The following is an 11,882-nucleotide window of genomic DNA, read 5'->3' on the forward strand; positions in this document are numbered from 1 at the left end:
AGTGATAGAATCCGTCGGTGGTTCGATCGCGAAGGAGAGTGATGATCGTCGCCATCGATGGGCCGGCGGCATCCGGCAAGTCCACCGTGGCGCGCGCGCTGGCGCGGCGCCTCGGCTTCCGGTACCTCGACACGGGGGCGATGTACCGGGCAGTGGCTGAAGAGGCGCTCGAACAGGGCGTCTCTCTCGACGACGCCGCTGCGCTGGCCGAGCTCGCGCACGCCGCCATGATCGCGTTCGAGTACGCCGGCGACGACCCCGTTTACCGGCGCATCACCGTCCGTGGCCGTGACGTCACGGTCGCGATCCGCACGCCGGAGGTGGACGCCGCGGTGAGCGCCGTTGCACGGATTCCTGAGGTCCGCTCGGCGATGGTTGCTGAGCAGCGTCGTTGTGCGGCCGGGTCGGACATCGTCGTGGAGGGCCGTGACATCGGGACCGTGGTCTTTCCAGACGCTGAAGTCAAGGTGTACCTCACCGCCTCTGCACGCGAGCGGGCTGCTCGGCGTCTGAAGGACCGCGCCGGTGCGGGGTACGAGGCAACGTTGGAAGATGTGGTCTCCGACATCGCCCGCCGCGATGAGGTGGACACTACGCGCGAGACGAGCCCGCTCACCGTCGCTGAAGACGCGGTGACTGTCGACACCACGGGGCGTACCGTCGACGAGGTCGTCGAGGCCATCGAGCGGCTCGTGCACGTGCGGAGGCCGTGATGTGGCTCGGGCGCGCCCTTCGCTTCGTCGGCCGACCGCTCATGCGGCTGGCCTTCCGCGTCCGCGACGTCGGCCGTGAGCACGTGCCGCGGTCGGGCGGAGCCGTGCTTGCGGGCAATCACCGCTCGTACATGGATCCGGTGATCCTGTGGTGCGTCGCCCCTCGCCACGTCCACTTCATGGCGAAGAAGGAGCTCTTCTCTGGGCTTCTCGGCTGGGCGCTCCCACGTCTGTGGGCATTCCCCGTGGACCGCTCGGGCGCCGACCGCGCCGCTCTCGCGACCGCCGCGCAGCTTCTCTCGAGCGGCGAGCTCGTCGGGATCTTCCCGGAAGGGACCCGTCAGGACTCGGATGAGCTCGGAAGCGCACGGGGCGGGGCGGCGTTCGTCGCGCTGCGCGCGGGCGTGCCGATCGTGCCTGTCGGCATCGCGGGCACGGATCGTGTGTGGCCGCGCGGTCAGCGTCTCCCGAGACTTCGGCGCGTCACGGTGGTGTACGGAGCGCCCATCGCCGTCGCGGACTTTCCGAAGGACGGTTCGCGCCGGGACCAGATCGACGCGCTCAGCCGGCGTATCATGGAACGGATCGGCGAGTGCGTCGAGCGAGCGAAGGAGCTCAACGGATGAAGGTCATCGTCGCTGAGCACGCCGGCGTCTGCTACGGCGTGGAACGCGCACTGCGCCTCGCTCACGAGGCCGCGGCGACCGGGGCTGCAGTGCACACGCTCGGTCCGCTCATCCACAATCCCCAGGCGGTCGAGGAGCTCAAGACGATGGGGGTCGAGGTCGCCGATGGCGTGGAGGACATCGCGTCCGGGACAGTCGTCGTCCGCTCGCACGGCGTTCCTCCGGCGGTCATCGCGCGCGCAGAAGAGCGCGGTCTCCGGGTCGTCGATGCCACCTGCCCGTTCGTCTCGACGGCGCAACGCCACGCTGCCGACCTCGCGGAGCACGGCTACACCGTCGTGATCGTAGGGGAGGCGGACCATCCGGAAGTCGAAGGCATCGTGGCCCATGCGGGGGGCGAGGCCATCGTCGTGGAAGACGCCCGATCGCTGCCCGAGCGTCTGCCGTCGAAGCGCGTGGGCGTGGTGGTGCAGACGACGCAGACCGCACAGCGGCTCGAAGACGTCGTATGCGCGTTGCTGCCGCGGACCTCGGAGCTGCGCGTATTCAACACCATCTGCAGCGCCACCACCAAACGGCAGAAGGCCGCGCGCGAGCTGGCGCGGACCGTAGATGCCATGGTGGTCGTCGGCGGGCACAACTCCGGTAACACCACGCGGCTCGCTGAGATCTGCCGAGAAGAGAATCCGAACGTCCACCACATCGAGACGCCGGAAGAGATCGACCCCGCCTGGTTCGACCGCGCACGCGTCGTGGGCGTGACGGCCGGAGCGTCCACGCCGAGCGACCAGATCGACCGCATCGTTGACGCCATCGAGCGGATGGGCGATGCCTGAGCGCCGATACGGCGAGCCCGAGCACATCGGCGGGCGGATCGCTCGCGTGAGGTTCGGCAGCCCGGCGTGGCATGCGGGCCTGAGGCCAGGCGACCGCGTCGTCTCAGTCAACGGCCGTCCGGTCGTCGACCTCCTGGACTGGCAGTGGGCGACAGCCGAGGATCCCCTCGAGGTGGAGGTCGACCGTGACGAGGCGCGGCGCACGGTGGTGCTCAGCACTGGCTCCCGTCCTTTGGGGGTCGAGTTCGAAGGGGCCCTCTTCGACGGCGTCAGGCAGTGCAGCAACGCGTGCAGCTTCTGCTTCGTCGCGCAACTGCCTCGAGGGCTGCGTCGCTCGCTTTACGTGCGCGACGACGACTACCGGCTCTCGTTCCTGCACGGCAACTTCATCACGCTCACGAACCTCACAGACGAGGACGTGCGCAGGATCATCGAGCAGCGCTTGAGCCCCCTTCACGTGTCGTTACATGCCGTGGATCTGGAGGTTCGACGCCGCTTGATCGCGCCTCGCGGTGAGGATCGAGCGCTTGAACGGCTCGACGAGCTGCTCGCAGGCGGCATCGTGATCCACGTGCAGGTGGTCGCCGTTCCGGGAGTCAACGACGGGGATGTGCTGCGTCAGACGCTCGAGCACCTGGCGCCGCGCGAGAACGTGGCGTCGGTGGGCGTCGTGCCGCTCGGCTTCACCAAGCACCAGCACCGGTTCTCGACGTCGTACGACGCGCGCGGCGCTGACGAGACGATCGCCCTGGTGCACGAGTTCCAGGCGCGCGCACGGCCCGTGCGCGGGACATCGTGGGTGTACGCGGCCGACGAGCTCTACCTGCTCGCGCGCGCTGAGATACCGCCTGCGGAGTACTACGACGGGTTTCCGCAGTACGAGAACGGCATCGGGCTCGTGAGGAGCTTCGTCGACGAGTTCGAGGCGGCGCCGCCGGCTCTTGCATCGCGCGGCGCGAGGGTCGTCCTGGTCACCGGCACGATGTTCGCGCCCGTCTTGTCTGGTCTGGTACGGCGCATCCCTGGCGCCGAGCGGATAGACGTCTTGGCCGTTGAGAACGGTCTTCTTGGCGGGAACGTCGCCGTCACCGGTCTTCTCTCCGGTGACGACATCGCGCGCGCCATCGTCGCTCACGGCGGTCGGGGTACATACCTGGTGCCCGACATCGTGCTAAACTCCGACGCGCTCACCCTGGATGACATGACGGTGCGCGACATCGGCCGTCGGTCGCGCGCTCGCGTCCGTGCCGTCGGCTCGACTGCCGGCGATCTTGCGCGAGCGCTCGCGCACCTGTAGGGAGGACCGCATGGCGTTGCCGCTCGTGGCCGTGGTCGGCCGCCCGAACGTCGGCAAGTCGACGTTCGTAAATCGCATAGCACAACGCCAAGACGCCATCGTGCACGAGGCGCGCGGCGTGACGCGCGACAGGAGCTACCATCGCGCGGACTGGAACGGCACAGAGTTCATGCTCATCGACACCGGCGGCATCGAGCTTCAGACCGACGATGCCTTCGGTCCGTCGATCCGCGCACAGGCGGTCCGTGCAGCGGCAGAAGCCGACGCCATCGTGTTCCTCGTCGACGGCAAGACCGGTCTTGCTCCCGGTGACGATGACGTGGCTGCGCTGCTCCGTCGCACAGACAAGCCGGTGTTCCTCGTCGTGAACAAGGTCGACGACCCGTCGCGAGAGGAGGCCGTCCACGAGTTCTGGGGGCTCGGGCTCGGGCAGCCGTGGCCGGTGTCGGCGCTGCACGGTCACGGCACGGGCGACCTGCTGGATGCCATCGTCGAGACGCTCCCGACCGAGACTGCCGCCGAGACGGTCGAGGCGATCGACATCGCGATCATCGGCCGGCCGAACGCCGGCAAGTCCTCGCTCTACAACCGCCTTATCGGCGTCGAGCGCGCGATCGTCTCCGACGTCGCTGGAACGACCCGCGATGCGATCGACACCATCGTCGAGCGCGACGGCCTCACGCTGCGGCTCATCGACACGGCCGGCCTACGCCGCAAGTCCCAGATCGATGACTCCGTCGAGTACTACGGGTTCGTCCGCGCCATGCGCGCCATCGACCAGGCTCAGGTGGCCCTGCTCGTGATCGACGCCACGCTCGGTGTCACTGACCAGGACCAGCGCGTCGCGCGCTTCGCTGAGGAGCGAGGCTGCGGCATCATCGTGCTGCTGAACAAGTGGGACGTCGTGTCCGGTCCGGACCGTAAGCACGAGATCGCTGAGCAGGCAGGGGAGAAGCTCGGATTCATCTCGTACGCTCCTGTCCTGCGCGTGAGCGCTCTGACGGGAGCGGGGACCGGCAGGATCTTCGACGCCGTGAAGGCGGTGTCGGAGGCGTACTCGCAGCACATCCCCACGAGCCAGCTCAACCGTCTGCTCACCGACATCAAGGCGACCGGTCACACGGTAAGCAAAGGGCGGAGGCATCTGAAGCTCGCGTACGTCACCCAGACGCGCAGCCAACCGCCGGAGTTCACCTTCTTCGTGAACCACCCGGACCTCGTCGAGCCGTCGTACGAGCGCTACCTGGAGAACCGGCTGCGCGAGACCTTCAACCTCACCGGCACGCCGATACGATTGGCGTTCAGGAAGAAAGCGTGACGTGGACGTCTGGGTGCGCATAGCCGCCGTTGTCGCTATCGGGCTGGCGCTGGGCAGCCTCCCGTTCGCCGTCATCGTGAGCCGCCTGTTCTTCAGGACGGACGTCCGTCAGCACGGCAGCGGGAACCCTGGCGCGACGAACGTCTTCAGGACCTTCGGCCCGGCGGCCGGTATCGCCGTGCTCGTGCTGGACGTCGCGAAAGGTGCCGCGGCAGTCGCGATCGCTCGCGTGGTCTTGTCAGGTGTCGGCGAGCGGCCGCACGACTGGGGGCTCGTCGCCTGCGCGCTCGCCGCGATCGCGGGCCACTCGTTCTCGCCGTTCATCGGATTCCGGGGCGGGAAAGGCGTCGCTACCGCGGCCGGAGCCGTGAGTGTCATCATGCCGACCGGCGCCCTCGTCCTCCTCGTGACGTTCTTGACCGTTCTTCTGGTGGGTCGGATGGTGTCGCTCGCCTCGGTCGTCCTCGCGCTCGAGTTCCCGATGCTGGTCATCATCATGTACGGCGACAGGACGGCCCTCGTGCTGCTTGGATTCGCAGCGGGCGCCCTCGTGTTCTGGCGTCACCACTCGAACATCCGTCGCATCATGCGCGGGGAAGAGCCGCGGCTGGGCCGCGTTCGTGAGGCGGTGCCCGCATGACGCGCGTCGCGATCGTGGGAGCAGGCTCGTGGGGCACGGCCATGGCCGCCCTTCTCGGAGGCAAAGGCCTCTCGGTCACGCTGTGGGCGCGCGACCCTGAAGCGGCAGCGCGCATATCCTCGGAGCACCGCAACCCGCGCCACCTGAGCTCGGTGGCTCTCCCTGAGGCGGTCAGCGGGACATCCTCGGTCGAGGCCGCGGTCCACGGCGCAGACGTCGTGGTCGTGGCCACGCCGTCGCACGCAGTGAGGAGCATCGCAGAAGCCATGCGGGACGCGCTGGCGCCCACGACGCCCGTCGTGTCCCTCGCCAAAGGACTCGAGCGCGAGACCCTCCTTCGCATGACCGAGGTGCTCTCAGAGGTCCTCGGCGGGACGACGCGTATCGCGGCGCTCTCTGGGCCGAACCACGCTGAGGAGGTGAGCGTCGGCATCCCGTCGGCGTCGGTGGTGGCCGCGTACGACGAGACGCTCGGCCTTGCGTTGCGCGAGATCTTCTCCGCGCCGACCTTCCGCGTGTACACGAACCCGGACGTGGTCGGCGTGGAGATCGCTGCAGCCACGAAGAACGTCATCGCCATCGCTGCGGGCATATCGGACGGTCTCGGATACGGTGACAACACCAAGGCCACGCTCATGACGCGAGGGCTTGCCGAGATGGCGCGGCTCGGCACGCACCTCGGCGCCAACCCTCTCACGTACATGGGGCTCGCCGGCGTCGGTGACCTCATCGCGACGTGCACCTCGCGCCACAGCCGCAATCGCGGGCTCGGCGAGCACGTCGCGCACGGTGGGACCGTCGAGAGCTACGCGGCCAAGACCCACATGGTCGCCGAGGGGGCGCTCGCGTGCATCGCGGTCGATGAGCTCGGAAGGCGCGTCGGCGTGGACATGCCCATCACGCACCAGGTCCGCGCTATCCTGTACGAGGGAGCGTCCGTTTCGAGCGCCGCTGATGCGCTCATGGGACGCGAGGCCAAAGACGAGCTTCACGGGATGGGGCTCGTCGAGGACTAGGAGGCAGCGTGTCGAACGTCCTGATCGCCCCATCGATCCTGTCGGCAGACTTCGCCGACCTCGGCAGCGCGATACGGGCGGTGGAACGCGCGGGCGCAGACCTCATCCACGTCGACGTGATGGACGGCCACTTCGTCCCGAACCTCACCGTCGGTCCCCCGGTCGTCAGGGCCCTCAAGCGCATCGCGCACGTTCCCCTCGACGTGCACCTCATGATCGACAACCCCGACGACACGGTGCAGTGGTACCTGGACGCCGGGGCGGACATCGTGGTCGTCCACGTCGAAGCGTGCCGCCACGTCCATCGCGTCGTCCGCTCCATCAAGGAGGCCGGACGAGGCGCCGGCGTCTCGCTCAACCCGGGCACACCGCTCTCGTTCGTGGAACCCGTGCTTCAGGAGGTCGACCAGGTGCTCGTCATGAGCGTGGATCCCGGCTTCGGCGGACAAGCGTTCATCCCGGCGTCCCTGGAAAGGATCCACGAGCTGACACGCATGATCGCGTCGACCGGCAGCGCCGCCCGGATCGCAGTCGACGGCGGCATCGATGGTGGCACGGCGCGCGCGGTCGTCGAGGCGGGGGCCACGCTGCTCGTGGCGGGAAACGCCATCTTCAGCGCGCAGGACCCTGGCGCTGCGCTCGTCGATCTCAGGACGGCCGCCACAACGGCGGTTTGCTGAGCGGCCGACCGGGTGGTAGCATACGGGTGCTTTCTTCAGGGCGGGGTGCAAGTCCCCACCGGCGGTGACAGCCCGCGAACCCCGAGAGGGGCCGAACCGGTGAGATCCCGGTGCCGACGGTGACAGTCCGGACGGGAGAAGGAAGGTCGAGCAAGGCGTGAGCCTGTTCTTTGACGACGCACAGCGCATCGACGACCCGATGCTTCGCCGTGCGTACGAACTCGCTGAACGCGGTCGCGGTACGACGAGCCCCAACCCGCTCGTGGGCTGCGTGCTGGTGCGCCACGGGCGCATCGTCGGCGAAGGCTTCCACGCGCGTGCGGGAGAGGACCACGCGGAGATCGTCGCGCTCAAGACCGCTGGCGCCGAGGCGTCTGGCGCCACAGCGTACGTCACGCTCGAACCGTGCAACCACTTCGGAAAGACGCCGCCGTGCACGCCAGCGCTCGTCCGGGCCGGCGTGCGCGAGGTCGTCATCGGGATGCGGGACCCCAACCCTGACGTCACCGGCAACGGCGCGGAGGCGCTCGAGCAGGCAGGCGTCGTCGTGCGCTTCGCGCCCGATCCGGGCCCGTTCGAGCGCCAGAACGAGGCGTGGTTGCACCGGATACGCACCGGCAGGCCGTTCGTGACCGTGAAGGTGGCCCTTTCGCTCGATGGCAAGCCGGCCCTGCGGGTCAACAGGCGCGCGCGGATCACCGGTGCTGGCGGTGCGAGAGCCACGATGATGCTTCGCGCGCGGTCGACCGCCGTCGCTGTCGGCGCATCGACCGCCGCGATCGACGACCCCGCGCTCACGGTCCGCGATGCGAGCGGTCGGCCCACGAAGCGGCAACCGCGGCGCCTCGTCATCGCCCGGACCTCTGTCCCTGCGCCACGGCTCGGCATGCTCGAAGACGGCCTCGGTCCCGTGGCGCTGGTGGTCTCGGAGCGGGCCGATGCGCGGCAGGTGGACGCGTTCCGGGCGGCAGGAGGCGATGTCGTCTTCTACGAGTACGCGTCCGGCATCGACGGCGCGCTTCGCGCGATCGCTGCGTACGGCGTGGACGACGTGCTCGTTGAACCGGGGCCTGCGCTTCTCACGGCCTTGCACCGTGCGGAGGCGATCGACCGGCTCGCGGTGGTGACTGCGGGGGGATTCGCTGGCAATGCGGCGCCTCCGTCGTACCTGGGTCCCGCAGACGCCGCGGGTGCGGATCTTCGCGCCGTGTACCGTGCCGAGGAGTCCGCCGTGTTCGATGAGGACGTCGTCGTCGTGTGGGTGCCTCGCGCCCGCGACGCTGAGAGGAGCGAGTGATGTTCACGGGTCTTGTCGAGTGCGAGGGCGTCGTCACGCGAGCTGAGCGCATCGGGAACAGCATGCGCCTGGAGGTCTACGCGCCCGAGTTCGGCCGCGACATGGCCATCGGCGACTCGGTCGCGGTGGACGGCGTGTGCCTCACCATCGTGAAGTTCATCCGTGGAGCGTTCTTGACCGATGTCAGCGGCGAGACGCTCGAGCGGACGACCCTCGGCTCCCTCGTGCAGGGCGCCAAGGTGAACCTGGAGCGTGCGTTGCGGCTGTCCGACCGCCTCGGCGGCCACATCGTCACCGGGCACGTGGACGGCATCGGGAAGGTCGAGCTCAGGCAGCCGGCCGGTGGCTACACGGTCTACCAGTTCGGGGCACCGCCTGCGGTGATGGAGTACGTCGTCGAGAAGGGATCCATCGCCGTCGACGGCATCTCGCTAACGGTCGCTCGCGTGGGAGAGCGAGGCTTCACGGCGGCGGTCATCCCGCAGACCGAGCAGGTCACGACGCTCAAGGACAAGCCCATCGGAGCGCCTGTGAACCTGGAAGCGGACGTGCTCGGGAAGTACGTCAAGCGGTTCGTGGACGCGTACGTATCGCCGTCGGACGCTGCTGCTCCGCCGAAGCGCGGCCTTGCGGACCTGCTGCGCGAGCTCGCAGAAGGCCGATGATGTGCCGTTGTCACGAGGAGGTCGCATGAGCAGCCCGTTTTCGAGCATCGAAGAGGCGCTCGAGGAGATTCGCGCTGGGCGCATGGTGATCGTGGTCGACGACGAAGACCGCGAGAACGAGGGCGACTTCGTGATGGCCGCCGAGAAGGTGACGCCGGACGCCATCAACTTCATGGCGCAGCACGGGCGCGGGCTGATCTGCCTGCCGATGACCGGCGAACGTCTGGATGAGCTGAAGATCCCGCCCATGACGAGCGTCAACACCTCGGCGCAGCAGACGGCGTTCCACGTCTCGATCGGCGCGAAGGGCCGGATCACGACCGGCATCTCTGCTGCGGACCGCGCTGCGACGATCCTGGCGGCGATCGACCCGGCGACACAGCCTGAGGACATCTCCATGCCGGGGCACGTCTTCCCGCTTCGCGCGCGGCCCGGCGGCGTGCTCGAGCGGGCAGGGCACACCGAGGCCGCTGTCGACCTCGCGCGTTTGGCGGGGCTGTACCCTGCAGGCGTCATCTGCGAGATCCTCAACCCCGACGGGACGATGGCCCGCCGCCCCGAGCTCGAGAAGGTCGCTGAGCGATTCGGGCTGAAGATGATCACCGTCGCCGATCTCATCCGCTATCGCCGCCGAACAGAACGCCTCGTCGAGCGGGTCGCCACGGTGAGCCTTCCGACGCGCTTCGGAGAGTTCGTCGCGCACGGGTACCGGTCGCTCGTGGACGACTCGACCCACGTCGCGCTCGTGTGCGGCGAGGTCGCTGGCGAGAAGGACGTGCTGGTGCGCGTGCACTCGGAGTGCCTCACCGGGGACGTCTTCCACTCGCTGCGGTGCGACTGTGGGGCGCAGCTCGAAGAAGCCATGCGGCGCATCCAAGAAGAAGGACGGGGCGTGCTGCTGTACATCGTCGGACACGAAGGACGCGGCATCGGGCTCGCGGAGAAGCTTCGGGCGTATGAGCTCCAGGAGCAGGGGCTCGACACCGTCGAGGCGAACGAGGCGCTCGGCTATCCGGCGGACCTGCGGGACTACGGCATCGGCGCCCAGATACTCGCGGACCTCGGGCTTACAAGCATGCGCCTCATGACCAACAATCCGACGAAGATCGTCGGGCTCGAGGCGTACGGGCTGACCGTGACAGAGGCGGTGCCGCTGCAGGTGGGATGCACGGTGCAAAACGTCCGGTACCTCAAGGCGAAGAAGGACAAGATGTCGCACCGGCTCGATCTGCCGGTGGACCTGACGGAAGGGGAGTGACCATGGCCATCTTCGAGGGCGACCTGGTCGGGCACGGTCTGAAGATCGGGATCGTGGTGAGCCGCTTCAACGAGCTTCTGTCGTCCAAGCTCCTGTCCGGGGCACTGGACGCGCTGACGCGGCACGGCGTGGCCGAGGAGGACGTCGACGTCGCGTGGGTTCCCGGAGCGTTCGAGATCCCGCTCGTCGCGAAGCGCATGGCCGCAAGCGGCCGGTACGACGCGGTCCTCGCACTCGGCGTGGTGATACGAGGCGGGACGCCGCACTTCGAGTACGTGGCGGCCGAAGTCTCCAAGGGCGTGGCGAAGGCGTCGCTCGACACAGGCGTGCCCGTGATCTTCGGTGTCGTGACCGCCGACACCATCGAGCAAGCGGTGGAGCGCTCTGGCACCAAGGCGGGCAACAAGGGCTGGGACGCAGCGCTGGCCGGCATCGAGATGGCGAAGCTGCTCGCCAGCGTGTAGCCCGAAGCGAGCGAGAGGCCCGATGCGTGCGCATCGGGCCTCTCCATGAGCAGTCCAGCGGGTTCTCGCCACCCTGTGGCTGTCAACCATGGACGCTTGCTCCCTCGGGGGACACGCACGATACCAGCCCGGCTGGCCAGGCACAAGCGAAGGTGTGTTCGTTTCGACGAACGGCACCTGATGTGCGGCAAACGGCTCGTTCTGCGAGACGAGCGCATCGCGCGTCCGCACTGCATCGTCGCGGCTCCGGGTGCGTCGACGAACGCAGTGCAGCGCAGCCGCATCGGGTGATGTACTCTTGTCACGCGACGCCGTTGGAAGGGAGGAGCGCGAATGACCGAGGATGATATCGGGCGAGACCCGGCCGAGCAGCGCCACACGGTGTTGAATGTCTTCGGGCTCACGCTCGAGGTGAGCAACCCGCGCCTTGCCGAGCTGTTGACGATGGATGCGCGGGAAGCGCTCACAAGCGACGTGCGCGACCTTCTCGGTGGGAGCCCGAACGAGGACGACTCTGGCGACGACCTTGGAGTCTCCGAGGAAGTCGTTCCCGTGCCCGATGCCCGCGAGGCCCGTGAGGAGCGGCAGCGCAAAGAGTTCCGCGAGCGCGTCCGGGAAGCGGGGGAGCGGCTCGGGTTCGACGTCAGACAGGACGGGTCGTGGGTGTCACCCACCGGTATCGTCGTGCTCGCGCGCGACCTCCCGGGAAGCGTGACCCTGGCAGCGGCAGCGCACTTCGTGAAGCATCTCGAAGAGGTCGCCGCCCGCGCGAGCCAGCCCGAGCGTACGTCCGTCCTGTTCGTGGTGAAGGACCGGGACGCGGCCGACGTCGTGAGGGTCGCCATCCGCCAGGCGCGCGCTCACAGCCTCATGCGGGTCGCCACCCTCGACGACATCGAGGAGCTCGCCCGGCTCGTCGCGAACGGCGTTGCCGCACACGAGCACGCCCTTGCCATCATCGCTCCGATCGCGGCCGTCGACGTGGGCGAGGTCCTTGCGGTGCTGCGTGTGGCCAGGGCTGCGCGCGAGGCAGACCAGCGAGATGCGTGAGGCCGGTGGCTATCTTTGTTGC

The 11,882-nt window shown here is 68.4% G+C and carries 13 protein-coding genes and 1 riboswitch; all 13 genes read left to right on the forward strand.

The annotated features are described in order from the left end of the window. The first annotated feature begins 41 nt into the window (after positions 1-41). On the forward strand, positions 42-713 hold the full coding sequence (gene cmk, locus MX659_RS05590; protein WP_267192449.1) for a (d)CMP kinase: 672 nt from the start codon (positions 42-44) through the stop codon (positions 711-713). Next, positions 713-1,339 carry a lysophospholipid acyltransferase family protein gene (locus MX659_RS05595; protein WP_267192450.1) on the forward strand — a complete coding sequence of 209 codons (627 nt, stop codon included), beginning with the start codon at positions 713-715 and terminating at the stop codon, positions 1,337-1,339. Before cmk ends, MX659_RS05595 begins: the two co-directional genes overlap by 1 nt. Beyond that, the gene (gene ispH / locus MX659_RS05600) at positions 1,336-2,175 is read left to right on the forward strand and encodes a 4-hydroxy-3-methylbut-2-enyl diphosphate reductase (protein ID WP_267192451.1); all 840 of its coding nucleotides are present in this window, start codon (positions 1,336-1,338) and stop codon (positions 2,173-2,175) included. The genes MX659_RS05595 and ispH overlap by 4 nt, the downstream gene beginning before the upstream one ends. Beyond that, positions 2,168-3,472 carry a DUF512 domain-containing protein gene (locus tag MX659_RS05605; RefSeq protein ID WP_267192452.1) on the forward strand — a complete coding sequence of 435 codons (1,305 nt, stop codon included), beginning with the start codon at positions 2,168-2,170 and terminating at the stop codon, positions 3,470-3,472. Before ispH ends, MX659_RS05605 begins: the two co-directional genes overlap by 8 nt. A 10-nt stretch (positions 3,473-3,482) precedes the next feature. After that, positions 3,483-4,790, forward strand: coding sequence for a ribosome biogenesis GTPase Der (gene der, locus MX659_RS05610; RefSeq protein ID WP_267192453.1), 1,308 nt, complete (start codon positions 3,483-3,485; stop codon positions 4,788-4,790). A 1-nt stretch (position 4,791) separates the two neighbouring features. Then, positions 4,792-5,430, forward strand: coding sequence for a glycerol-3-phosphate 1-O-acyltransferase PlsY (gene plsY / locus MX659_RS05615; protein WP_267192454.1), 639 nt, complete (start codon positions 4,792-4,794; stop codon positions 5,428-5,430). Further along, positions 5,427-6,446: an NAD(P)H-dependent glycerol-3-phosphate dehydrogenase gene (locus MX659_RS05620; RefSeq protein ID WP_267192455.1), complete on the forward strand. Its 1,020-nt coding sequence runs from the start codon at positions 5,427-5,429 to the stop codon at positions 6,444-6,446. Before plsY ends, MX659_RS05620 begins: the two co-directional genes overlap by 4 nt. 8 nt (positions 6,447-6,454) lie before the next feature. Next, positions 6,455-7,126, forward strand: coding sequence for a ribulose-phosphate 3-epimerase (gene rpe, locus MX659_RS05625; RefSeq protein ID WP_267192456.1), 672 nt, complete (start codon positions 6,455-6,457; stop codon positions 7,124-7,126). 27 nt (positions 7,127-7,153) lie between these two features. Beyond that, a riboswitch (FMN riboswitch) is annotated at positions 7,154-7,273 on the forward strand. 10 nt (positions 7,274-7,283) lie between these two features. Beyond that, positions 7,284-8,423, forward strand: a complete 1,140-nt coding sequence (ribD, locus tag MX659_RS05630; protein WP_267192457.1) for a bifunctional diaminohydroxyphosphoribosylaminopyrimidine deaminase/5-amino-6-(5-phosphoribosylamino)uracil reductase RibD — start codon at positions 7,284-7,286, stop codon at positions 8,421-8,423. Beyond that, on the forward strand, positions 8,423-9,088 hold the full coding sequence (locus tag MX659_RS05635; RefSeq protein ID WP_267192458.1) for a riboflavin synthase: 666 nt from the start codon (positions 8,423-8,425) through the stop codon (positions 9,086-9,088). The genes ribD and MX659_RS05635 overlap by 1 nt, the downstream gene beginning before the upstream one ends. 25 nt (positions 9,089-9,113) lie before the next feature. Beyond that, positions 9,114-10,346, forward strand: a complete 1,233-nt coding sequence (locus MX659_RS05640) for a bifunctional 3,4-dihydroxy-2-butanone-4-phosphate synthase/GTP cyclohydrolase II (RefSeq protein ID WP_267192459.1) — start codon at positions 9,114-9,116, stop codon at positions 10,344-10,346. 2 nt (positions 10,347-10,348) lie between these two features. Beyond that, positions 10,349-10,810 carry a 6,7-dimethyl-8-ribityllumazine synthase gene (ribH, locus tag MX659_RS05645; RefSeq protein ID WP_267192460.1) on the forward strand — a complete coding sequence of 154 codons (462 nt, stop codon included), beginning with the start codon at positions 10,349-10,351 and terminating at the stop codon, positions 10,808-10,810. A gap of 333 nt (positions 10,811-11,143) precedes the next feature. After that, positions 11,144-11,860 carry a hypothetical protein gene (locus MX659_RS05650; protein WP_267192461.1) on the forward strand — a complete coding sequence of 239 codons (717 nt, stop codon included), beginning with the start codon at positions 11,144-11,146 and terminating at the stop codon, positions 11,858-11,860. Positions 11,861-11,882: the final 22 nt, after the last annotated feature.

The sequence above is a fragment of the Parvivirga hydrogeniphila genome, from assembly GCF_023371205.1.
In the GTDB taxonomy this organism is placed as follows: domain Bacteria; phylum Actinomycetota; class Coriobacteriia; order Anaerosomatales; family Anaerosomataceae; genus Parvivirga; species Parvivirga hydrogeniphila.